At 37.7% G+C, this 23,427-nt stretch carries 18 protein-coding genes and 1 tRNA gene; 11 read left to right on the forward strand and 8 right to left on the reverse strand.

Annotated features, from left to right (window positions below; genetic code table 11):
• Positions 1-41 precede the first annotated feature (41 nt).
• Positions 42-114: transfer RNA gene (locus Q0X77_RS05230), tRNA-Phe, on the reverse strand.
• Positions 115-168: 54 nt separating this feature from the next.
• Between Q0X77_RS05230 and Q0X77_RS05235 the strand changes: the two genes are divergently transcribed.
• The 7 genes from Q0X77_RS05235 to Q0X77_RS05265 all read left to right on the forward strand — a co-directional run bounded on the left by Q0X77_RS05235 (position 169) and on the right by Q0X77_RS05265 (position 7,882).
• Positions 169-897 carry a type III pantothenate kinase gene (locus Q0X77_RS05235; protein ID WP_297794075.1) on the forward strand — a complete coding sequence of 243 codons (729 nt, stop codon included), beginning with the start codon at positions 169-171 and terminating at the stop codon, positions 895-897.
• A complete protein-coding gene (locus Q0X77_RS05240; protein WP_297794078.1) occupies positions 898-2,163 on the forward strand; it encodes a hypothetical protein in 1,266 nt (421 codons plus the stop codon).
• A gap of 40 nt (positions 2,164-2,203) precedes the next feature.
• Positions 2,204-3,574 carry a hypothetical protein gene (locus tag Q0X77_RS05245; protein ID WP_297794081.1) on the forward strand — a complete coding sequence of 457 codons (1,371 nt, stop codon included), beginning with the start codon at positions 2,204-2,206 and terminating at the stop codon, positions 3,572-3,574.
• Between the two features lie 2 nt (positions 3,575-3,576).
• Positions 3,577-4,182: an LPS export ABC transporter periplasmic protein LptC gene (gene lptC / locus Q0X77_RS05250; protein ID WP_297794084.1), complete on the forward strand. Its 606-nt coding sequence runs from the start codon at positions 3,577-3,579 to the stop codon at positions 4,180-4,182.
• Entirely contained in the window at positions 4,179-4,382 is a 204-nt protein-coding gene (locus Q0X77_RS05255; RefSeq protein WP_297794087.1) for a hypothetical protein, read from the forward strand. Before lptC ends, Q0X77_RS05255 begins: the two co-directional genes overlap by 4 nt.
• Before the next feature lie 2 nt (positions 4,383-4,384).
• Positions 4,385-5,674 (forward strand): hemolysin family protein, encoded by a 1,290-nt coding sequence (locus Q0X77_RS05260; RefSeq protein ID WP_297794090.1) that lies wholly within the window; start codon positions 4,385-4,387, stop codon positions 5,672-5,674.
• Positions 5,675-5,764: 90 nt separating this feature from the next.
• The gene (locus Q0X77_RS05265; protein WP_297794092.1) at positions 5,765-7,882 is read left to right on the forward strand and encodes a peptidylprolyl isomerase; all 2,118 of its coding nucleotides are present in this window, start codon (positions 5,765-5,767) and stop codon (positions 7,880-7,882) included.
• Positions 7,883-7,963: 81 nt separating this feature from the next.
• Here Q0X77_RS05265 and Q0X77_RS05270 read toward each other — a convergent pair whose 3' ends face one another.
• The gene (locus tag Q0X77_RS05270; protein WP_297794094.1) at positions 7,964-8,905 is read right to left on the reverse strand and encodes a GYDIA family GHMP kinase; all 942 of its coding nucleotides are present in this window, start codon (positions 8,903-8,905) and stop codon (positions 7,964-7,966) included.
• On the reverse strand, positions 8,902-10,224 hold the full coding sequence (locus tag Q0X77_RS05275; RefSeq protein WP_297794097.1) for a hydroxymethylglutaryl-CoA reductase, degradative: 1,323 nt from the start codon (positions 10,222-10,224) through the stop codon (positions 8,902-8,904). The genes Q0X77_RS05270 and Q0X77_RS05275 overlap by 4 nt, the downstream gene beginning before the upstream one ends.
• Before the next feature lie 165 nt (positions 10,225-10,389).
• Between Q0X77_RS05275 and Q0X77_RS05280 the strand changes: the two genes are divergently transcribed.
• The 3 genes from Q0X77_RS05280 to Q0X77_RS05290 are packed head-to-tail and all read left to right on the forward strand — an operon-like array spanning position 10,390 to position 15,970.
• A complete protein-coding gene (locus Q0X77_RS05280) occupies positions 10,390-12,555 on the forward strand; it encodes a S9 family peptidase (RefSeq protein ID WP_297794100.1) in 2,166 nt (721 codons plus the stop codon).
• 19 nt (positions 12,556-12,574) lie between these two features.
• The gene (locus tag Q0X77_RS05285; RefSeq protein ID WP_297794102.1) at positions 12,575-14,137 is read left to right on the forward strand and encodes a peptide MFS transporter; all 1,563 of its coding nucleotides are present in this window, start codon (positions 12,575-12,577) and stop codon (positions 14,135-14,137) included.
• Positions 14,138-14,185: 48 nt separating this feature from the next.
• Positions 14,186-15,970: a peptide MFS transporter gene (locus Q0X77_RS05290; protein WP_297794105.1), complete on the forward strand. Its 1,785-nt coding sequence runs from the start codon at positions 14,186-14,188 to the stop codon at positions 15,968-15,970.
• Here Q0X77_RS05290 and Q0X77_RS05295 read toward each other — a convergent pair whose 3' ends face one another.
• The 5 genes from Q0X77_RS05295 to surE form a co-directional block, all read right to left on the reverse strand.
• Positions 15,971-17,995, reverse strand: coding sequence for a ComEC/Rec2 family competence protein (locus Q0X77_RS05295; protein ID WP_297794108.1), 2,025 nt, complete (start codon positions 17,993-17,995; stop codon positions 15,971-15,973).
• A 122-nt stretch (positions 17,996-18,117) separates the two neighbouring features.
• Positions 18,118-18,675 (reverse strand): C40 family peptidase, encoded by a 558-nt coding sequence (locus tag Q0X77_RS05300; RefSeq protein ID WP_297794110.1) that lies wholly within the window; start codon positions 18,673-18,675, stop codon positions 18,118-18,120.
• Between the two features lie 33 nt (positions 18,676-18,708).
• Complete coding sequence (lpxB, locus tag Q0X77_RS05305; RefSeq protein ID WP_297794113.1) at positions 18,709-19,821, reverse strand: lipid-A-disaccharide synthase; 1,113 nt, start codon at positions 19,819-19,821, stop codon at positions 18,709-18,711.
• A 1-nt stretch (position 19,822) separates the two neighbouring features.
• Positions 19,823-20,107 (reverse strand): hypothetical protein, encoded by a 285-nt coding sequence (locus tag Q0X77_RS05310; protein WP_297794115.1) that lies wholly within the window; start codon positions 20,105-20,107, stop codon positions 19,823-19,825.
• Positions 20,100-20,879, reverse strand: a complete 780-nt coding sequence (gene surE, locus Q0X77_RS05315; protein ID WP_297794118.1) for a 5'/3'-nucleotidase SurE — start codon at positions 20,877-20,879, stop codon at positions 20,100-20,102. The genes Q0X77_RS05310 and surE overlap by 8 nt, the downstream gene beginning before the upstream one ends.
• A 321-nt stretch (positions 20,880-21,200) precedes the next feature.
• Here surE and Q0X77_RS05320 point away from each other — a divergent pair, with 321 nt between their 5' ends.
• Positions 21,201-23,330: a carboxy terminal-processing peptidase gene (locus Q0X77_RS05320; RefSeq protein ID WP_297794121.1), complete on the forward strand. Its 2,130-nt coding sequence runs from the start codon at positions 21,201-21,203 to the stop codon at positions 23,328-23,330.
• Positions 23,331-23,427: the final 97 nt, after the last annotated feature.

Here is a 23,427-nt window from a genome sequence, read left to right on the forward strand (position 1 = left end):
AGAAACCCGCTCCTATATAGGAGCGGGTTTGGCGCTTTAAGTGGTACCTCCAGGAATCGAACCAGGGACACACGGATTTTCAGTCCGTTGCTCTACCAACTGAGCTAAGGTACCATATTTAAAGAAAAAAAAGCCCGCTGTTTTTTTACATTTTATAATCTTTGTGTTATGAACCTGATTGTAGACGAAGGGAATACAAATATTAAGATGGCCGTTTTTAATGGTCGGACTTTAATATGGCAACAAAAGCTGGAGCCAGAAGACTTTCCGGAGGAGGTAAAAAAAGTTTTTAAGAAATATACGGCAATTGAATTTGCGATTGTTTCTTCTGTTGGTTCTTTTAATAAAAAATTTATCGCAGTATTATCGGTTTTTGCTGAGGTACATATGTTAAGTCATGCTTCTAAAATACCTTTTAAGAATTCCTATGCTACGCCTTCTACTCTGGGAATGGACAGAATTGCCCTAGCCACGGCAGCTTTCTACCATAACCCGGATGCAAATACACTTGTTATTGATGCAGGCACCTGTATAACCTATGATGTGGTTAATGATTATGGAGAGTATCTGGGAGGGGCTATTTCCCCCGGCTTGCGTATGCGGTATACTGCATTGCATCGGCAAACTTCAAAATTGCCCTGGCTTGAACCGGATGATTTCATAGATATCATAGGAAATTCTACTGAAGCATGTATTCATAGCGGTGTAATAAATGGTATTTGTAATGAGATTGACGGGGTCATTGCCCAATACAAATCGCGTTTTGAAGATTTAACAGTTATTTTAACAGGCGGGGATACTCAAATTTTGTCTAAACGATTAAAAAATACCATATTTGCGCATTCTAATTTTCTCCTTGAGGGCTTGAATTATTTGCTGGATTACAACAAACGCTAGATGGTAAAGAAAATCCTATTGCTAATACTCTGCTTAACGGCAATTTCTGCATATACTCAAAACGGCACAGTATCACCTTATTCATTATACGGGATTGGCGATATAAGAGCACAATCAACAGTTGAGAACCAGGCTATGGGCCGCTTAGGGATGTATACGGATAGTATCCATGTAAACCTTCGCAATCCTGCATCATATGGTAAATTAAAGCTGGTAACCTACACGGCAGGTGGTGGCCATAAGGAAATTAGAATAAAAGATTTTACGGAAGATGAAAAATCGTCCGTGACCTCCCTTGATTATATTGTTCTTGCAATGCCTTTATCTCCTAAGTTTGGTGTTGGTTTAGGAATTCTTCCTTCTTCGTCTGTGGGTTATAATGTATTTTCAGAAACCACAAATTCCATGAGGGATACCGTTTTAAATCAATATTCCGGCAGTGGAGGGTTAACTAAGGTCTTTTTATCTGCCGGATACGAGATCACAAAAAATCTTCATATTGGGGCAACGGCAAATTTTAGATTTGGAACCCTTGAATACTCCAGTGTACAAAGTATTGACGGGGTGCAGTATGGTACCATTGATAGTCGTCAATCCAGAATTAATGGTTTTGATTTTAATTATGGAGCTACATTTACTCCCCTCATCAAGAAAAAATACACTTTGTTTAGTTCGGTGACAGTAAACACTCAGGCTAATCTGGTTTCTGAAAATTCCGAACAATTAGGTTCTTTTTCAGTAAATACAGGAGAGGAAATAGAAGTTAGAGAAGTAGATTTAGAAGCCGTAAACTTAAAGAATACCGAACTGAAAGTACCAACCACAACCACATTCGGGCTTGGTTTTGGGCGCGATAAGAAGTGGTTTTTGGGTGTAGAATATAGTTTACAGGCGCTGAGTTCTTTTAGGAATGATTTTATTGACCTGCCTAACTTGGAATATGAAGATGCCAGCGCGATAAGGTTTGGAGGTTATTTTATCCCGGATTTTGCTTCATTCACCAGTTACCTGAAAACTATGTCATACAGGGCTGGTGTAAGGTCAGTTAAAACAGGAATGATAATTAATGGTACACCAATTAACGAATTTGGCATAACTTTTGGACTTGGTTTCCCACTTGGAGGAGCTTTTTCTAATTTAAATCTGGGTTTGGAATACGGTAAAAGAGGAACCACAGTAGCGAATTTGGTTGAAGAAACTTTCTTCAAAGTCAGTGTGGGGCTATCGTTCAACGATAAATGGTTCCAAAAAAGGAAAATAAATTGATAAAAATTTAGTACATTAACCGCATTAAAATATTTACACGATGAAAAAGAAGTTTTACTTGATGATGATAGGGTTTTTGTCAACAATGGGAATGGTATTTGCACAGGACCAAAACCCTGAATGTATGACCAATCTTTCAATATATGCGGAGCATGCAAAAGTGAAAAACTATGATGCAGCATATACGCCATGGAAAATGGTCTATGACAACTGTCCGTCTATTAATAAGGCAAACTTTTCCCTGGGGGAAAAAATTCTGAATTACAAGATCAGCAACAGTTCCGGAGCGGAAAAGGATGGTTATATAAATGATTTACTGGCCCTGTTTGATAATAGTCAAAAGGTATTTCCGGCTAAATTCACACCAGCCGGTGTTGCCATAGATAAAGCATTACTCTTGTATGACAATAAAATGGCTTCTAATGAAGAATTATTTAAGATGCTTGATGATGCCTTTAAACAAGATGAAAAAAACTTCAAAAATCCCAAGGCATTATACCTGTATTTTTCAAGTCTGGTAGATCTTTATAATGACGGTAAAAAGGATTTGCAGGACGTTTTCGATACCTATGATGATGTAACTGAGAAAATAGAAGAAGAGAATGATAAATTAACAACGGTAATTAGTCAGTTGCTTCCTAAAGAAGAGGCGGGAACGCTTACTTCGAAGGAAAAGAGAAGATTACGTGTTGCTACTACCAATTCTGAATCTTATGGTAAGATTGCCGGAAGTGTGGATTCAAAATTAGGTGCTTTGGCAGATTGTGATAATCTGATCCCGTTATATCAAAAGAATTTTGAATCCAAAAAGAACGATGTTACCTGGGTAAAAAGAGCAGTGGGGAGAATGTTTAGTAAAGAATGTACAGACGACCCCATGTTCCAAAAACTTTTTGAAGCTCAGCTAGCATTAGATCCTTCGGCAACTGCCTATGTATATGGTGGTACATTAAAGAAGAAAGCAGGTGATACCAAAGGGGCCATTGCAGATTTTAATAAAGCCCTTGAACTGGAAACAGATTCCAAAAAGAAATCCAATATTGCATATAAAATTGCAACCAGTTACAGAAGGTCCAGCAAGTCTACAGCAAGAAAATATGCGCAACAGGCTATTAATGCAAATTCTTCCAATGGGAAAGCCTATTTGTTAATTGCCAATCTTTATGCAACTAGTGCAAATGATTGTGGAAGTACCCCATTTGAAAAAAGAGCTATTTATTGGAAGGCAGCAGATATGGCAAGAAAGGCAGGCAGAGTGGATCCATCTTTAAGTGGAAGGGCAAATCAATCGGCAGCTAGTTATAGTGCAAAAGCGCCATCTAAAACAGATATATTTAATTCTGGTTTGGCGGGCAAAACCATCAGCTTTAGTTGTTGGGTGGGAGGCAGCGTAACTGTGCCTAATTTGTAACAATGAATCATCCATACGGAAATAAATTTATAAACATTGCCATAGTTATTACTGTGGCATTGTTTTTTTATGGCTGTAAGGATAATTATCAAAGGGTAGGTGAAGAAGCTCAGGAAAAAATTTATCCGCAGGGGGTAGCACAAAATTTTGTTCTGACATATACGGAAATAAAAGAAAAGCTGCAGAGTGAAGACGTCAAAGATTCAAGGGTTATTGCTGTGTTAAAAAGCCCTTTAAGTGAGGACTATGATAATATGCGATTTAAGTATAGGACCTTCCCGGAGGGATTGGAGGTGGATTTGTTTGATGATGACAACAATAAAAGTACGATTAAGGCCGATTATGGGATTATCTATTCCAATACAAATTTGATAGACCTGCAGGGAAATGTTGTCATAGAATCCCATGACGGGAAAAAGCTTGAAGCACCTCAGCTTTTTTATGACCAATCCAATGAATGGATATTTACCCAGCGCAAATTTAAGTTTACCAACCCGGAAGACGGTACAATTATGGATGGCGAAGGAATGGATTTCAACAGGGACTTTAGCCTTTTTAAGGCACATAAGACCTATGGGTTAATCACTATAAAGGAAGAACAATCATGATCAAAATACTTAGATATACAGAGTATTTGTATTTGGCAGTTGCCATAGTTTCAATTTACAAGATTATTGAATTCTGGAATACAGACCGGGAGAGTACATATATCTTTATATTCTTCGCGATCGTATCTATAGGGATGTTTATTTTTAGGCGTAATTATAGAAAACGCTTTGAAAAACGAAAAAGAGATAATAAGCAATAGCCTTGGACTCGAGCATACTTATTATTTGTATTTGTTTGTTGTTATCTGCATTCTTTTCAGGCATGGAGATTGCATTTATTTCTGCGAATAAGATTCATATAGAAATAGAAAAGAAACAAGAAGGTCTGCTGGCTCAAATACTAACCCGACTAACTAAAAAACCCTCTAAGTTTATTGCTACCATGCTCATAGGTAATAACATTGCCCTGGTAGTTTATGGACTGTACATGGGGGATTTATTGATGAATTGGTTCCAGACAAAATTACCTTCAGACAATGAATTCATTCAACTAATGCTAACTGATTTTAGCCTCTTAACTCAAACATTAATATCTACAATTATTATTTTACTGACCGCAGAGTTTCTGCCCAAAGTACTTTTTCAGATCTACTCCAACAAACTGTTAAAGATTTTTGCCGTTCCTGCCTATGTGTTCTATTTACTTTTTTCTGTCGTTTCCGATTTTGTGATCAAAATCTCCGATTTACTTCTTAAGACCTTTTTCAGGACAGATGGTGATGAGGTACAACTGGCATTCAGTAAGAATGAATTAGGGGACTATATCACAGAGCAAATGGAAACGGTACTGGAAGAGGATGACCTGGATTCCGAAATTCAGATTTTTCAGAATGCATTGGAATTTTCAGCTGTAAAAGCCAGAGAAGTAATGGTTCCCAGGACGGAGATCATAGCTGTGGAATTATACGAAACTCCGAAGAACCTTGCTAAAATATTTACGGAAACAGGCTTGTCTAAGATATTGGTATTTAAAGAAACAGTTGATAACATAATTGGTTATATACACTCCTATGAACTGTTTAAAAAACCAAAAACAATTAAAAGCATTCTTTTACCTATAGAATTTGTTCCGGAAACTATGTTAATACAGGAAATCCTAAATGTACTAACCAAGAAAAGAAAAAGTATGGCTGTTGTGCTTGATGAATATGGGGGGACTTCAGGAATAATAACGGTGGAAGATATTGTAGAAGAACTTTTTGGTGAAATAGAGGATGAACATGACACCACCGATCTTCTGGAAGAACAACTTGATAATACTACCTATAGATTTTCCGCCCGCTTGGAAGTAGACTATCTTAATGATGAATACAAATTAGAGTTACCTGATAGTGAGGAATATGAGACCCTTGGAGGTCTTATAGTGAACGAAACAGGTGAGATTCCGGAAAAGGATTCTGAAATAAAAGTGGAGCATTTTTTATTTACTATTCTGGAAGTTTCGAATACAAAAATAGATTTGGTATCACTTCAGGTCCTTGAAAGGGAATAGCCTGTGAATGATAGGCAGATAGCTGGCTTTAAGTTTTTATTTCTTGAAGGAAAATACTAATTTCGCCAACTGATTTTAAATTAACAAAAAATGGCAATTCTTGAGAATATTAGAAAACGAACAACCGTATTGATTTTAATCATAGGGATGGCATTATTTGCGTTCGTAATTTCTGGAATATTTACAAGCAATGATTTTTCAGGTGGAAAAGTCGGATCTTCTGTAGGTGTGATTAATGGAGATGAAATTTCTATAGACGAATTTAGACGGAAGGTTGAACGAAATTCAAGAAGAGCGGGGCCTACCACTTCTTCAATGCAATTGGTAAATTCTGTATGGGATCAGGTGGAGCGCAGTACTATTTTAGGTCAGCAGATAGAGGATCTTGGTATTTCCATTGAACAAGACCAGATTATCAATGTTATTAAATCCAGTCCTGGAATATCCCAAAACCCTCAATTTTCGGATGAGAATGGACTATTTGATGAAACCAAATTTCGGGATTTTATTGCCGAGTTAAGAATCAATGCACCAGCCCAATATAATGACTGGTTGCAGGATGAACAATTAATAATTCAGGGCGCAAAGGAACAGACTTATTTTAATCTGATAAGAGCAGGGGTTGGAGCAACCTTGAAAGAAGGCGAGTTGGATTATAAGTTAACTACTGATAAAGTCGATATCAAATATGTAAGAATTCCATACACATCCATTCCGGATAGTACCTTTATTATTACTAAAAAGGAAATTTCAGATTATGTAGCAGCTCATTCGGATGACTATAAGCAGGAACGTGCAAGGGATATTCAGTTTGTTTATTTTGAAGATAAACCTTCCGAAGCGGATGAGATGGCTATAAAGGATCAAATTACCAGACTTCTGGGTGATACTGTGGAGTATTTTGAAGAACGGGATGAAACCGATACAATTCCCGGATTTAGAAATACAACAGACAACGCGGCTTTTCTGGATAGAAATTCGGATAGTAAATTTGATACCATATATAAATCAAGGAAGGAACTTCCTGTTAGGTACGCGGACACTCTAATGGCCTTACAACCGGGAGAACTTTTTGGACCCTACCGTGATGGAGATAGTTTTAAAATTTCCAAAATGGTTGACAAAAAACCTAATGGATCTGTAAAAGCCAGTCATATTTTAATTGTCTGGGAAGGAGCTGAAAGAGCAAATCCTGAGATTAAGAGAACTAAAGAAGAAGCAAAGGTTATAGCAGAAGATTTATTGGAACAGGCGAAAGCGGAGGATGCTGTTTTTGCACAATTGGCCAGGGATAATTCAGACGGACCATCTGCACCAAGAGGGGGCGATTTGGGATATTTTCAGGAAGGGGTTATGACTCCAAAATTTAATGATTTTGCTTTTGGTAATCCGGTTGGCTTCATCGGTATGGTTGAAACAGATTTTGGTTATCACATCGTACGTGTTGATGATAAGGAAGATCTTGTTCAAATAGCTACCCTTAGCAGGGATATTGAAGCTTCTGAGGAAACATTGAATTCCTTATTTACCGAAGCAACCAAATTTGAAATGGCAACTTCTTCGGATAAATCATTCACTGATTTGGCAAAGGAAGAAGAATACCTAATAAGACCGGTTAATAAAATAAAGGAATTGGATGAAAACCTTCCTGGTCTAACTAACCAGCGGTCCATTGTTCAATGGGCTTTTAATGATGAAACGGAAATCGGGGATATTAAAAGGTTTGGTATTAGTAACGGCTATGCAGTGGTGCAACTTACAGCTAAATACGAAGAAGGCCTGATGTCAGTGGAAGATGCTTCGGCCAGTGTTCTTCCTAAAATACGTAAGGGAAAAAAGGCATCGAGAATTATTTCTGAAAATCAGGGTAAAACCATGCAAGATCTTGCTACTTCGAACAATACCAATATATCTAATGCTTCCGCCTTAACCGTTAAAACACCCACTATACCTGGAGCAGGAAGGGAGCCTTTGGTAGTTGGAACTGCATTTGCACTAGCCCAGGGTAGTTCTTCCGAACTTATTGAGGGTGAAACCGGAGTTTTCAAAATTGAAGTTACCAAGAAAGAAGAAGGCCCAGCTTTGGATAATTATTCCACTTTTGCCAATTCTTTGCAGGCATCAAATGGGACTCGAGTAAATACCGGCGTGTATAATGCTCTAAAAGAAAATTCAGAGATTGAAGATAATAGAGCAACTTTCTATTAAACATTAGTACTGCTTGCCTATATTTTTTAATAGGTAATCACGAAAAAAATATTATAAAAAGCCGCTCCTTTGAGCGGCTTTTTATAATATTATCTGCTCATAAGGAATTACAGTTTCGTAGCCCTTTCTAAGGAAGTAATCAGGGGTGTTAGCATCCCCAATGGCAAGGACAAAATCTCCACCCCAGGCTCCTAAACTTTTTACAGTTCCATCAAAATCCGGGAACAAGAGTTTTTTTACCGGAGTCATATTTAATGCTTCTGATAATAGTAGTTCATGGCGGTTCATTAGCTCCTTAAACTTTTGTATTTCAACGCAGGAAATGCATTCCCTGGTAATTTTTGAAATTTTTAAAATCAGGGCTTTTTTATCAAAATTCAGACTTTGGTAACGGCTTATCCCTTCCCTGCTGTTCTGCTTTTTGTTGAGATATACAAAGAATAATGAATCTTTAAATGGAGGATCAAAATCATTTCTCTTTACAATGGGTTGTATTCCTTCTAATCGATAGGTTAGCGGACCATTGTGTTGTGCACATGCAATATCATATCCGCTTCCATTAAATGTTTTCGACAAGAGGACATAGGGATCAACTTTTGCCCATTGAGCAATATTATTGATAAGTGTCGAAGATGATCCAAGTCCCCAGTCCCTCGGAAAGCTCAGATCTGTTTGTACTTCATACCCTTCTGACCCCATCAAGAACTCCGGGTTAAGCCTTTTAGCTTCCCAAAGAATTTTATGTAGCATTTTTAATACTTCATTTGCAGTTGGTTTTAGGTTTTCCAAATTGTCGTTACTTTCAAAATCTCCATTCTTATAAAGGTTGATATCGAAAGAGGTATGAAACCAGGCTTCACCTTTATGGTCAAGACTTGCCCACTTCATCTCAGGATAATCCAATTCCTTAATGGTAAGGGTTTGTCCATATTTTGAAGGTAGCGCCAAACTCAAAGCGCCATCAAGAACGAGGTATTCTCCTGTAAGCAATAGCTTGCCATTGCTGTAGAACCTGTGAGTCATGAATTTTTTCGTAAGTTTTGAAGTGCTTCAACCACCGAGTTATGAGTAGCTGAATTCTTTTTAAAATATTCAATTAAAGTTTTCTTTTCGTCTTCAGTTGCACTCATTTGATTAAGAATATTTAGCAAGTGCATTTTCATATGACCTTCTTGAATGCCCGTTGTAACAAGTGATCTAACGGCGGCAAAATTCTGTGCCAATCCGGCTGCTGCAACAATTTGCATTAATTCCGGGGCCGAGGGTTTTTGTAAAATTTCCAATGCAAGCCGAACAAGGGGATGCAATCTTGTAAGGCCTCCAACAGTACCTAAAGCCAGAGGTACTTCTATCCAAAACTTAAAAATACCATTTTCTACAGAGGCATGGGTAAGACTTCGGTATATACCCTCTTTTGCGGCATATGCGTGTATCCCTGCCTCTACGGCCCGAAAATCGTTGCCTGTGGCCAGTACAACAGCATCTATCCCATTCATTATTCCTTTGTTATGTGTAACAGCTCTGAAAGGTTCAACGTTTGCAATATTCACGGCCCTCACCATTTTTTCCGCGAACTCTTCAGGAGAGACAGGCTGTTCCAGAACCAATTCCTGGATTGGACAACTCACCTCTGCCTTTACCAGGCATTCGGGCACATAGTTTGAAAGTATGCTCATTACAACCTCAATTCGTTGTTCTTGTTCATTAAATGGGGTATAGGTTAACGCCTCCCTTTTCATGGTCAAGGCCAATTGTTCCAGACAGGAGTTTATAAAGTTTGCGCCCATTGCATCCAGCGTTTCAAACGTACAATGCAACTGAAAATAATTATCTAGTTTATCTGATTGATCTCTAAGTTCTATAGACGAAATACCACCACCGCGTTTTTCCATATTTCGTGTAATAGCACGTACGTCATTCATTAAAATAGGTCTGATCGCATCTATAAACGACTGTAATTTCGTTGAAGAGCCCTTGAAGATAAAATGGACTTGTCCTATTTTTTGGGTGCCAATAACCCTGGTTTTAAATCCACCTTTATCCAGCCAAAATTTTGCAGCTTTACTAGCAGCTGCAACAACTGAACTTTCTTCAATGGCCATAGGGATGGCATATAATTTATCATTGATGAGAAAATTGGGTGCAATCCCAAAAGGCAGGTAATAGTTGCTGATGGTATTCTCTATGAATTCGTCATGCAATTTTTGTAATCCTATGTCTACATTCCAGTATTGCTTTAATATTTCTTTTGTGGTTTCCGAATTATCTGTATAATTATCGGCAATCCAATTGATTTTGTCTTCCTTGGAAAGTTTGGAAAATCCCTGGATCGGTGTTCTCATTAGCTATCAATTTAATAGTGCAAAGATAGTCATTACACAATTATGCCAAGGGGTTTCTATCTTCCGGGATCAGGGGAGTAAAGTTGCAATATTTTCAGATTAAAGTTATTTTTTTCGCAAAAATATTAGTAAACTTGGAAGTTTATAATCAATTTTTGTGATTTTATGAATAAGTCTTTCACGCTGTTTTTTCTTACTTTTTTTATTTTAATTTACACACAGGCACAAGAAAAAACAATTACCCTCGAAGAAATTTGGTCAGGAGCTTTTGAAACTAAGGGTATGGATGTAATATATCCGCTGAAGAATGGCCAACAGTATACCGTGCTTGATAAAAATGAGGTGTCAGGCACTTCAAGTATAGATAAATACGATTATAACACTTTAGAGAAATTAGAAACTATTGTGTCATCACGGGATTTAAAATCCAATGCCCCTATTAGCTCATACAACTTTAGCAAGGATGAATCTAAAATTTTACTTGGAACGGAGGAGGTTCCTATCTACAGACGCTCTAAGTTGGGTATCTATTACATATATGATATTCCCAGGAAAACGGTAACCCAGATTGCGGATACCTGGATACAGGAACCTACTTTTTCGCCGGATGGAAAACAGCTTGTCTTCGTAAACAATAACAATATGTACCTTTTTACCATAGCTGATGGTCGCATAACCAAATTAACTTCAGATGGTGAAAGGAATAAGATTATTAATGGTATAGCTGATTGGGTCTATGAGGAAGAATTTAAAATAGTAAGGGCTTTTGAGTGGAATTCTGACGGCACTAAAATTGCTTTTATAAGATTTGATGAAACCGCTGTACCCGAATTTTCGATGGATGTGTACGGGACAGACTTGTATCCATTTCAACATGTTTTTAAGTATCCCAAAGCCGGAGAAAATAATGCAGTAGTTACGCTGCATATGTATGACACGGTATCAGGTGAAATTTCTAAAGTCTCACTTCCCGATGCCTATTACATACCCAGAATTACCCAAATGAATAATCCGGACTATATAAGTGTGCAGGTGCTAAACAGACACCAAAACCATTTAAGGTTATATGCTGTAAATACTAAAACTAATGCTATCTCTCTGTTATTGGAAGAAAAGGACGAAGCATACGTAGATATTACAGATGATCTTACTTTTCTGTCGGATGATAGCTTTATCTGGACCAGCGAAAAGGACGGATATAACCATATCTATTTACATTCTAAAGACGGGAATTTAAAAAACCAGATTACCAAAGGAAATTGGGAAGTGACCAAATACTACGGTTATGATCAAAGCAAAGACAGAATTTATTATCAGTCCACAGAGAATGGATCTATAAACCGCGATATTTATAGAATAGGTGTTAATGGTAAGAACAAGAAGAGAATCTCTTCCAAAGAAGGCACCAATTCGGCTGAGTTTAGTTCAGATTTTACTTATTTTATTAATGAGTTTTCCAGTTCAAACACACCTCCAGAATTTACACTTCACGAGTCGGAAACAGGAGATAAGTTGAAGAATATTTTGAACAATTCTGAACTTTTAAATCTCTTGGACCGCTATGAATTAGCTCCTAAAGAATTTTCTACAATAGCCATTAATGGTAACGATTTGAATATGTGGATGGTAAAACCAAAAGATTTTGATCCTTCCAAAAAATATCCCTTGCTGATGTATCAATACAGCGGGCCAGGCTCTCAACAAGTGGCCAATTCATGGATGAGTAGTAATGACTATTGGCATCAAATCCTGGCTTCAGAAGGATATATAATAGCTTGTGTGGATGGAAGAGGAACCGGTTTGAAGGGCCGCGATTTTAAAAAGATCACCTATTTGAACTTGGTAAAATATGAAACCGAAGATCAAATTGCGGCGGCCAAAAAATTAAGTGATTACCCCTTTATCGATCCTGAAAGAACTGGAATCTGGGGATGGAGTTTCGGAGGGCATATGTCTACAAATTGCCTGCTGAAAGGCAATGATACTTTTGAAATGGCCATTGCCGTTGCGCCGGTTACAAGTTGGCGTTTTTATGATACCATTTATACAGAACGTTTTATGAGAACCCCGGCGGAGAACCCGGGTGGTTATGATGAGAATTCCCCTTTTAATTATCCCCAACTGTTAAAAGGAGACTATTTATTGGTACATGGTTCCGGAGATGATAATGTACACGTTCAGAATAGCATGCGAATGATAGAAGCCCTGATTCAGTCTAATAAAGAATTTGACTGGGCAATATACCCGGACAAGGACCATAGCATCTATGGTGGGAATACCAGACTACATTTATATTCAAAAATGACTAGATTCGTAAAAGATAACTTATAACTAATCCAACCAAAAAATTATGTCAAATATTGTAAAACCAGTACATGAAAGAGAGTTATTTGGCCATCCCGTTGGCCTGTATATTCTGTTTTTAACTGAAATGTGGGAGCGTTTTTCGTATTACGGAATGCGAGGAATATTGGTCTTATACTTAACTGCCAAAACCATGGGTGATAATCCCGGACTTGGATGGTTGGATGCCGAGGCTCTTTCCCTGTATGGATGGTATACTATGTTGGTCTATGTAGCTTCAATCCCGGGTGGTATTATTGCAGACAAGATTATTGGCCAGAAGAAATCGGTAATGATTGGTGGGTTTTTACTGGTAGCCGGACACGGGATACTCTCCGTTGAGGAAATGTGGGCATTTTACCTGGGCTTGGGCCTAATTATTGCCGGTGTTGGGATGTTAAAACCCAATATTTCCACCTTGGTTGGGGGTCTCTACAAGGAGGGTGATGAACGCCGGGATAAGGGATTTTCAATTTTCTACATTGGAATTAATACGGGCGCTGCTCTAGCAGCATTGATTGTTGCCGTTGTAGCAGACACCTACGGATGGCATGCCGGTTTTGGATTGGCTGCAATTGGTATGGTCCTTGGACAAGTGGTCTATTTGTCCGGACAGAAATATCTCGTTGCGGTTGGTAATAAACCCGAAAAGAAAAAGCAAAGCAGCGACGATGTATCTATTAAAGACATCTTTGTTAAACAATTTAGTACTAAAACACCACTGGCAACAACTCTTTTATTGGCGGTACTCTCTTCACTGGTGGCCTGGTATTATATAGAGCAACAAAAGCTGGCTTACATCATATTTTTTATTTTTCTGTCATTGGTTGTCGGTATGATGATCACAATATATGGGGATCTGAGGTCTAAGGTAGAAAAAGATCGTTACCTTGTTTTATTGCTCTCTTTTATAATTGTAATTGTTTTTTGGGGAGCATTTGAACAAGCAGGTGGGCTCATGAATTTGTATGCGGAAAACAGAACAGACAGGTTCCTATTTGGCTATGAAATTCCGGCGGCGGCTTTTCAATTTTTCAATCCGTTTTATATCATTGTTTTTGCCGTACCGGTTGCTAATTTTTGGATGTGGTGGAAACATAGGGGCAAAGAAGCTTCATCCCTTTTCAAAATGGCTAATGGTGTGATCATTATGGGTCTGGGATTTGTTTTCATGGTATTTGCTTCGATGCAGTATGAAACCCTTGGCAAGTCTGCCCTTTATTGGTTAGCACTTGCTTATCTTTTCCATACTATTGGCGAATTATGTGCTTCTCCGGTCGCACTTTCATTTATAACCAAATTAGCTCCAGTGCGTTATGGAGCCTTGATGATGGGTGTTTATTTTGCCGCTACAGGATTAGGTAATAAAGTTGCCGGACTCATAGGTGAATCGGCTTCAGAAGCCGGAGAACTTAACATCTTCGCAGGAATAACTATTTTCTGTGTCATTTTTGGTCTTTTGGTTATAGCTCTTTTAAAACCATTAAAGCGGCTTACACATAAGGCGGAAGATTTACGACCAGAGCAAACCAAAGATGAAACTGAAGGCTTTGAGCTGGCCGATGAATAGCATACAGCCGGTCTTAATACCAGTACCTGATAAAACAAACCAAAACCAATGAATACTGACATTGAAAATCTTTTTAAAGATCGGGTGCTGGGCCACCCTGCAGGCTTAATAGTCCTGTTTTTTACCGAAATGTGGGAACGTTTTTCATTTTATGGAATGCGTATTCTGTTAATCCTATTTCTTACTGCACCTTTGGTAAGCGATAATCCTGGCTGGGATTGGCCACGGGAACATGCCCTGGCATTAATAGGTACATATGCTTCTTTGCTTTATTTGACACCAATAATTGGCGGCTATATCGCTGACAAAATTACCGGATATCGTTTAGCTGTTGTGATAGGGTGTGCGATAATGACCTTGGGACATGCATTCATGGCATTTGAAACAACCACAACATTTTATTTGGGTCTTGCCTTCCTGGTAATAGGAACCGGTTTTTTTAAACCTAACATTACTTCTATTATTTCTGAAATGTATAAAGGCAAGGAATCTAAAAAAGATGGCGCATACACCATTTTTTATATGGGGGTAAACGCCGGTGCATTTTTCGGGATGATGCTCTGTGGGTACCTGGCTGAGAACTTTGGATGGTCATGGGGTTTCGGACTGGCAGGTATTTTTATGTTCCTTGGAATGATGCAATTTTTACTGGCAAAAAATTTATTTGGGAGTGTAGGGGGGAGACCAGATAAAGTAAGTGATTCCGAAGTGCCTCAAAAAAGTACTGACCAGGACTCTGAATCTAATGAAGAAGCACAGGTAGCAGAAAAATTAAACCCCTTTACCACTTTCGATTATATTCTTATAGGATTATCGGCCTTTGGTGGTTTGCTTTACCTTTTTAATGACCCTATTGAGAAGGTAAGTGGGAATAGTTTAGTGCCTTTCGAGGTTGGGGGTCTCTCCGGTTCAAATTTTATTGTGCTAGTTGCATTGATTTTGTTCCTTATACTTCTGGTTTCCAGGATATCAAGATATATTCCTCTTGTTAGGGACAGGATTATTGCTGTCGTTTTCTTTGGGATTTTTACAGTAATATTCTTTGCGGCTTTTGAACAGGCTCTGGGTTCCATGACGCTGTTTGCAAGGGATTATACCAACAGGAATTTGTTAGGCTCGTCTGCTATGATTTTTAAAGTCGTTGATGCCTTGCTGACAACGGTACCATTGATCATAATTACCTGGGTTTTATATCTGCTCTTTAAAAAGACATATTCCAAGATAGGATTATCGAATATTGTATTGGGATTGGCATTTGTAGGGATATGGACTTTGGTTATTTATAGGTTGATAGATAAATTTTCCCAGGAGGGAAATCAGATAGATGCCTCCTGGTTTGGGATATTGAATTCCTTTTTTATCATCACCTTAGCACCATTATTTTCCAGGTGGTGGGAAAGCAAATATAATCCAAGTGCAGCTATGAAATACGGTTTGGGATTAATACTCTTAGGATTGGGGTTTGCGATATTGTCTTATGGCTCCGCAGGCATTACACAAGGTTCAAAAACGGCTTCTGTAAGTATGATTTTTCTTGTGCTTGCCTATTTGTTGCACACTATGGGAGAATTGTGTTTATCACCAGTAGGGTTATCTTATTTAAGTAAACTTGTACCGGCAAGGATGATTGGGTTTATGTTTGGTATCTGGTACCTGGCTATTGCTATTGGACAGAAAACTGCCGGAACTATGGGAGGGATGATTGATAAAATCTCCGAACAGTATTCGCTAAGTGTCTTTTTCTTGATGTTTACCTTGGTACCTATTGCTTTTGGCTTGATTTCCATTGTGCTAAACCCATTCCTAAAGAAACTTATGCACGGAGTGCGATGATTATTCTAGGTCCATTATAAATGCTCCATTTTCACCAGTATAATAAAATGGAAGCTTTCTTTCTGCGCAGGTTTCTTGCCATCGCCGTATATCTGCAAAATAATTGCTGCCATCTGCAATAACACTTTTGGTTTCAATGGAATCAAGGAATCGGTTGAGATTTATTTTTGGGGAGTTTCCTATCAATAAGTATTCAATTTTGGGCAGATTGTAGCCATGAACTTCAGGTCTATTTAGAACATATAAATATTGCTGCTTGAGCTGATAGCTGTTCTTAAGGGTTTTATAATTTAGTTTCTTAATCTTCTCCTTTATTACAAAATTTTTGACCAGGTTTGTTACTTTACTGGAATCCGAACTATAGACGTCTAAAGCAAGACCCCTCCTGTATAGAATAGCCGAGGTTCCCGTTTTATGCAAAACCATAATTTTATGTTCCTTGCCTTTTCCTGAAATTGATGTAATAAGTCCTATTTGCATTGTAATTATGCAGACTGCCGTAGCCAGGATATTTGTGAATTTTCTCCGGTTAAGGCTGCTTACCAAAGCAAATATCAGAAGATAAGAAAGTATAACCTGGAACATGTCAAAAGTAATATCTCTTATAATAAAGGACTCCTGTTGTGCTACCCATTCTATTAATCGGTTAATAAGATGTATGAGCCTGTTGTAAATTGAGGATAGCTCATCCGGAAGCAAATTAGCTAATGATAGGATTATGATCAGAAAACCCATTCCCAAAATCAAACCTAAAAAGGGAACTATAAGGAGATTAGAGATAAAGAATAATGCCGGAAACTGATGAAAATAGTAAAGACTAATTGGTAAAACCCCAATTTGAGCTGCAATGGATACTGATAACAATTGCCAGGTTTTTTTGAGGATTAAAGTTTTCGGGTTCCAAAAACGCTGTAGTTTTGGATATATCCAGAAAATCCCGAATACAGCGGCATAGCTTAGTTGAAATCCTACCTGAAACAGGAGCATTGGGTTATACACCAGTAAAAGGAAAAACATGGATAATGCAAGAATGTTGAATGTACTTGTAGGCCGTTTCAGGGACATTGCGTAAGCCACAAAAGAAAACATGGTCACCGCTCTAATTACGGAAGGAGATAATCCGGCCAGCAATGCATAAGCCCATAAAAGAATTACAGTAAGTAGTAATACAATGGTCTTTCCCTTTGGCAGCCTTTCCAGTGGTTGCAGTAAATATTGACATAATAGCAGTACAATTCCAATATGCAGGCCGGAGACTGCAAGGATATGAACAGCTCCGGCGTTCTTATAATTGGTATAAACCTGCTCATTAATTTCATTGCGCTGTCCTAAAAGCAATGCCTGGATAACACCCAATTCGTTTTGTCCAAAATTTGCCTTCAGCAAACGTGATATGATTTTTTGCCTAAAGGCATCACTTAATCCTAATAATGAAATGGATGCTTCTTTTTTAACTGTATAGTTCCAATGGTCTACTTTAATTTGGTGGACTACACCCAAATTTTTCATATACCTTGCATAGTCAAACTCATGAGGATTTAGTGGTTGCTTAATTCCTACCGGTATATTTAAGGTGTAGAACTCATCATCCACTTTGAATTTATAACTGAGGGAATCCTTTTTGGTAATAAGAAGAACTTTACCCTGGGCAGGTACCCCGTCGATCTCAGTGATATCGGCTATAAAGCGATCATTATAATTAGTAGGCTTTAGAACATTCCGGACTTTCAGTAGGATATATTGCTCTTTCTCAAGACTGAAATTAGTGTAATGACTGGAATTATTATCAGGCAAAGAAAGTGCCGTAGCTAACATGCCAATTGCAATTACGAGAAAGGCAGTCAGGATACCAAACGAACGATTTTCAAGGACATTTTTCTTTAGCCATGATATCGTAAGTAAAATAAAAAGGACAAAGGCAATTCCTGCCACTATAAAAAGGGGAATGTTTGTATAAAACTCTATAAGAATTCCCAGTACTAAAAACAGCGTAAGTTTAACCGGAACATAGTCCAATACTTTCATAGCGTATGAAGTATTATTTGCGAACTATTAAAGTACTTCTGGTAACTGAATTATATATTCAGGCGTTTCAAATAAATTTAATAATTAAGAAAATTAAAGTAGTTGGCGTTTCAGGTTGTTGATTATAGAATTCTGGTGGCCTTTACAAATGAATAGTTCCAGAAGCCTTCTTGTAGAGAAGACACAATAACCCCCCTTGAGGACGTGGAATGTATAAACTTAATGTCACGACCTTCTACTGTGACTACAAGTCCCACATGATTGATTCTTTTTCCTTTCTTAGTGGTTTTGAAAAATAACAGATCCCCCTTGGTAACCTTGTTTAGTTTAATTTTTTTTCCTTTATCTGCCATTTTATAGGACACCCTGGGCAATGGAATATTATTATCACCAAAAGAAACGTAGAGGAGACCTGAACAATCCATACCTTTTTTTGTTGTGCCTCCATACTTATAACGGACTCCCGTATAGCCCATGGCGGTATTGACAACTAAATCGGCTTTTTCCGGGCTAACTACATTTTTTAAAATTTCAGTATTCTTTTCAGTTGAAGGAATACTGTCTTTTTCAGATGCTTCCACAGTAATGCTGCGTTGCTTGCCATAAGTAGTTTTCTTTTTGACAACGCCACAGCCTGTAAGGAGTATGCCTATAAAAAAAGCAATAATTTTTCGGTTCATCCTGGAATAATAAAGATCTTCTGGGAATCAAATTTAAACATTTTCTATAATAAGTCCAGCGGCATGTTCACTTGCTCCTTTCCCACCGAGCTTTATTTCCAACTCCTGATAAGCCTTAAGCTGTGCCTCACGTGCAGGCCCATCTAAGATTTTGGATAACTCCTTTTTTAGGTTTTTGGTAGTCAAATCTCCTTGAATTAATTCCTTTACCACTTCTTTTCCCATAATCAGATTTACCAGGGATATGTAATCCAAAGTTATTATTCGTTTGGCTATTTGATAAGAGATCCAATTGCCCTTATAACAGACTACCTGGGGTACTTTTAATAATGCTGTTTCTAGCGTGGCAGTACCACTGGTTACGAGTGCAGCATACGAATGACTTAATAGTTCGTAGGTTTTGTTAGGAATTAGTTTTACCGGATAATTCTTTAAGAATGGAGCATAGAAATCCAGATCAAGGCTTGGGGCCCCGGCTATAACAAATTGATATTCCGAAAATAAAGGTATAAGCCTTAACATCTGGTCAAGCATTTGTTGAACCTCCTGTTTTCGACTTCCCGGAAGGAGTGCGATAATAGGTTTTTTGCTATCCAGACTATGCGCATTCCTAAACTCCTCCTCAGGGCTGAATGCAATTTGATCAATTGCGTCTATCAGGGGATGTCCTACAAAATGTACGGGATAATTGTGTTTCTTTTCATAGAACTCTTTTTCAAAAGGCAGGATAACGTACATGGCATCTATATCTCTTTTAATATTTTTTATACGACCCTCTCTGGAAGCCCATATTTGCGGTGAAATATAGTAATTTGTACGATAGCCGTTTTTCCTGGCCCAGCTGGCTATTCTCAAATTAAATCCCGAATAATCAATAAAAATAATGACATCCGGATTATAAGACTCAATGTCTTTTTTACAGAATTTAATATTTTTAAATATGGTATTGAGGTTGGCAATTACCTCCAAAAAACCCATAAATGCCATTTCTTTGTAGTGCTTTACAAGTGTCCCGCCTGCTTTCTCCATTTGGTCTCCACCCCAGCATCGAATTTGGGCATTAGTATCTTTAGCAAAAATTGCTTTAATAAGATTTGAACCATGCAGATCCCCCGAGGCTTCTCCGGCGATAATATAATATTTCATTCTAGAAAATCTTATAATATAAAATAATCATGGCTGTTAACAAGGTTGCAATTAATACTCCCTTAGCTCTTTGGTCTCTTCTTAATTTAAGAAATCCAAAAAAGGCAATCAGGTTCAATATTGCCCCCAAAGCGAGTAAACTTCCAATATGACCCTGTTTCACCGCCGCATCAATAGTTTCCATGATTCCAAAATCTGAAAACAAAAGAATATACAAAAGTGTACCTGTGATATTTGCAATTATTCCTACTGCGAAACCAATTGCTATTTCCTTCTTATTATTCATTTAATGACCAGCTGTTTATATCTTGAATGACATGATGTGCAGTTAAATCAAATTGTGTAGGAACAACCGAGACGAAACCTTTGCTCAAGGCCCATTCATCCGTGTCTTCACCTTTGTCCAGTAATTCAAATTCCCCTGTTAGCCAATAGTAATCTTTGCCCATTGGATTCGTTCTTTTATCAAATTTCTCTTTCCAGTTGGCTCTTGCCTGGCGACATACTTTGATACCTTTTGGAGGCTCTCCGTTAGTTTTGGGAATATTAACATTAAGCACTACTCCTTTTGGGATTCCATTGATAATGGCTTCATGAGCAATTTTCTTCACCGCTAGTTCAGAGGCCTTAAAATCTGCATGCCATGAATAATCGCATAGCGAAAAACCAATTGCCGGGATGCCTTCAATACCCGCCTCGATTGCGGCACTCATTGTGCCGGAATAGATTACATTAATAGAAGAATTAGAGCCGTGATTTATGCCACTGACACATAGATCCGGTTTTCTTCCCAGTAACTCCTGCAATGCAAGTTTCACACAGTCGGCAGGAGTTCCACTACAACTGTATTCTTCATGACCTCCGTTTTCAAGATCGATAGTAACTTTCTTTGAGTATAGTGTATTATCCAGAGTTATGGCATGTCCCATTCCTGATTGCGGACTATCCGGTGCAACAACCACAACCTCTCCCAATGTCTTCATATAACGGATCAAAGCCCTTAAGCCGGGCGCCGTTATTCCATCGTCATTAGTAACTAAAATCAGTGGTTTATGCATACCGTATACTTTCTGCAGTAAAAATACGTTTTTAATATGTGATTATGGCTTACAAACAATAGGTCTGTGTAAAAACAATGGTGCCTAAATGTTTGTGAAAATTGTTCCTTTTTATCGAAAAACCAAGTTCAATTAGTTGATTATTAAGCTTTATTGGAGGTAATTAGTTGTTGTGTTTAACAAAAAATTAATCCTGTAAGCTTACAAAGTGGCATGGTTTTTTCAGTATCTTAGTAAATTCGATGGCGTAGCCATGTTTTATACTATTGTTTAAATTGAATATTAAGTGGTTTATTTATAAACCCACCTAAAAAAATTTACATGAAAAAGAATTTCATTCTAGGATTTTTGGTCTTGCTTATCGCTGTGGCATCTTGCAGCTTTACCAATAAATCATTTGAAAATGATGATAAGGATAAATTACTCTTAGATCTTATTACCTATATTCTGGATCGCGCTCACTATGAACCAAAGGAAATAAATGATGATTTTTCCGTAAGTGTTTTTAATGATTTCATTGATGTAATTGATCCAACGAAAAGGTACTTTTTGGAGGAGGATATCCTGGAATTTGAAAAATATAAATTCCAGATAGATGACCAGATAAGAAACACAGATATATCTTTCTTTAATCTGGTATACACGAGATTCATGAAACGAATGGAAGATGTAAAATCACTATATAAAGAGGTTTTAAGTGATCCTTTCGACTATTCTATTGAGGAAACCATTAATATCGATTACAAGGGTCAGGAATTTGCAGATTCGAGGAATGAACTTAAAGAGCGTTGGAGAAAACAATTAAAATATGCTACGATTGGCTCCTACGATTCAAAGTTCAAGGAACAGGATCAGAAAAAGAAGGAGAATTCGGAGTATAAGAAGGTCCCGGTATCCCAATTGGAATTGGAGGCCAGAGAATCGACAAAAAAGACCCTGGATGAATATTTCGACTTTGTGGATGATCTAAAACGAGAAGATTGGTTTGTATACTATATCAATACAATAGTTGATGAGTTTGACCCTCACACCCTTTATTTCGCTCCTGAAGCTAAAGATGCATTTGATATAGGGATGTCTGGCAAGTTTGAAGGGATTGGTGCAAAATTGCAGAAAAAACCTGAGGGTGCTAAAATTGTAGAAATTATTTCAGGGGGACCTGTCTGGAGAGATCAGCAACTGGAAGTTGGTGATGAAATATTAAAAGTTGGTCAGGAAGGGGAGACACCTGTGAATATTGTAGGGATGCGACTAGAGGATGCCATAAAACTTATTAAAGGCCCTAAAGGGACAATAGTTGATTTAACTGTCAGGAAGGTAGATGGCAGCATTGAAGTGATTTCCATTACCAGAGATGTTGTTGAACTTGAAGAGAGTTATGCAAAATCCGCTACGGTTATCAAAGAAAATGATAAATACGGGATTATCAATCTTCCTAAATTTTATGTGGATTTTAATGATTATGCCGAGAGAAATGCAGCTACTGATGTGGCTAAGGAAGTTGAACTTTTAAAGAAAGAAGGCATTGAAGGTTTGGTAATTGATTTAAGAGATAACGGTGGTGGATCGCTTAAAACGGTTATAGAAATGGCCGGTCTTTTTATTAAAGATGGCCCTATTGTACAGGTGCGTTCTTCGGGGAAAGATAAAGATGTTTATGAGGATAAAGATGAACGAATTCAATGGGATGGCCCGCTTGTCATTTTGGTGAATGAGCTTTCTGCCTCAGCCTCTGAGATATTGGCGGCTGCCATGCAGGATTATAAAAGAGCTGTTGTTATAGGAAGTAAGCAGACTTTTGGTAAAGGAACAGTTCAAAATATAATCCCGTTAGAGAATATTGTGAGAAGTAATGAACATGGTGATCTGGGTGCAATTAAATTAACAACCCAAAAATTTTATAGGATAAATGGGGGATCAACACAGTTGGAAGGTGTTAAGAGTGATGTGATTGTGCCGGATAAATACAGTTATATTGATCTTGGTGAGAGGGATCAGCGCAATCCCCTAAACTGGGACAAGATATCACCGGCAGATTATGAGCCCTGGGAGGGCTATATTGATTATGAAGCTACTATTAAGAATAGTACTCAACGTATGTCAGAGAATCCTCAGATTGCATTAATTGAGGAAAATGCCAAATGGCTTAAGGAACAGCAGGATGAAAATGTTTATTCTCTGAATTATGATATATATAAAACGGAAGAGAAAAAAGTTAAAGAAAAATCTACTTACTTTAAAACCATCGCAGATTATGACTCACATTTGACATTTGAATCTCTTAAATATGAAGAAGAACTTTTCACCAAGGATCCCATATTAAGAGAAAAAAGAGATCGTTGGCATAATAACCTTGCCAAAGATGTTTACGTTGAAGAGGCAATAAATGTACTTCAGGATTTGAAGATCAACAATATCAAAAAAGGAAAATTAGCGAGTGTTAAAGGCTAATAGTTGCTTAATATAAGTTTAAAAAGGAGCTCAACTGTTTAGTTGAGCTCTTTTTTTTTAAGAACGTCAAATATGTTCCTGTCCCCATTTAAATTCC

Source organism: uncultured Eudoraea sp., assembly GCF_947258925.1.
Taxonomy (GTDB): domain Bacteria; phylum Bacteroidota; class Bacteroidia; order Flavobacteriales; family Flavobacteriaceae; genus Eudoraea.

Bases quoted from the DNA above. Each gene is read 5' to 3' on its own strand.
- Q0X77_RS05235 (WP_297794075.1), top strand. From the start codon at position 169: ATGAACCTGATTGTAGACGAAGGGAATACAAATATTAAGATGGCCGTT.
- Q0X77_RS05240 (WP_297794078.1), top strand. From the start codon at position 898: ATGGTAAAGAAAATCCTATTGCTAATACTCTGCTTAACGGCAATTTCT.
- Q0X77_RS05245 (WP_297794081.1), top strand. From the start codon at position 2,204: ATGAAAAAGAAGTTTTACTTGATGATGATAGGGTTTTTGTCAACAATG.
- lptC (WP_297794084.1), top strand. From the start codon at position 3,577: ATGAATCATCCATACGGAAATAAATTTATAAACATTGCCATAGTTATT.
- Q0X77_RS05255 (WP_297794087.1), top strand. From the start codon at position 4,179: ATGATCAAAATACTTAGATATACAGAGTATTTGTATTTGGCAGTTGCC.
- Q0X77_RS05265 (WP_297794092.1), top strand. From the start codon at position 5,765: ATGGCAATTCTTGAGAATATTAGAAAACGAACAACCGTATTGATTTTA.
- Q0X77_RS05270 (WP_297794094.1), bottom strand. From the start codon at position 8,905: ATGACTCACAGGTTCTACAGCAATGGCAAGCTATTGCTTACAGGAGAA.
- Q0X77_RS05275 (WP_297794097.1), bottom strand. From the start codon at position 10,224: ATGAGAACACCGATCCAGGGATTTTCCAAACTTTCCAAGGAAGACAAA.
- Q0X77_RS05280 (WP_297794100.1), top strand. From the start codon at position 10,390: ATGAATAAGTCTTTCACGCTGTTTTTTCTTACTTTTTTTATTTTAATT.
- Q0X77_RS05285 (WP_297794102.1), top strand. From the start codon at position 12,575: ATGTCAAATATTGTAAAACCAGTACATGAAAGAGAGTTATTTGGCCAT.
- Q0X77_RS05290 (WP_297794105.1), top strand. From the start codon at position 14,186: ATGAATACTGACATTGAAAATCTTTTTAAAGATCGGGTGCTGGGCCAC.
- Q0X77_RS05295 (WP_297794108.1), bottom strand. From the start codon at position 17,995: ATGAAAGTATTGGACTATGTTCCGGTTAAACTTACGCTGTTTTTAGTA.
- Q0X77_RS05300 (WP_297794110.1), bottom strand. From the start codon at position 18,675: ATGAACCGAAAAATTATTGCTTTTTTTATAGGCATACTCCTTACAGGC.
- lpxB (WP_297794113.1), bottom strand. From the start codon at position 19,821: ATGAAATATTATATTATCGCCGGAGAAGCCTCGGGGGATCTGCATGGT.
- Q0X77_RS05310 (WP_297794115.1), bottom strand. From the start codon at position 20,107: ATGAATAATAAGAAGGAAATAGCAATTGGTTTCGCAGTAGGAATAATT.
- surE (WP_297794118.1), bottom strand. From the start codon at position 20,879: ATGCATAAACCACTGATTTTAGTTACTAATGACGATGGAATAACGGCG.
- Q0X77_RS05320 (WP_297794121.1), top strand. From the start codon at position 21,201: ATGAAAAAGAATTTCATTCTAGGATTTTTGGTCTTGCTTATCGCTGTG.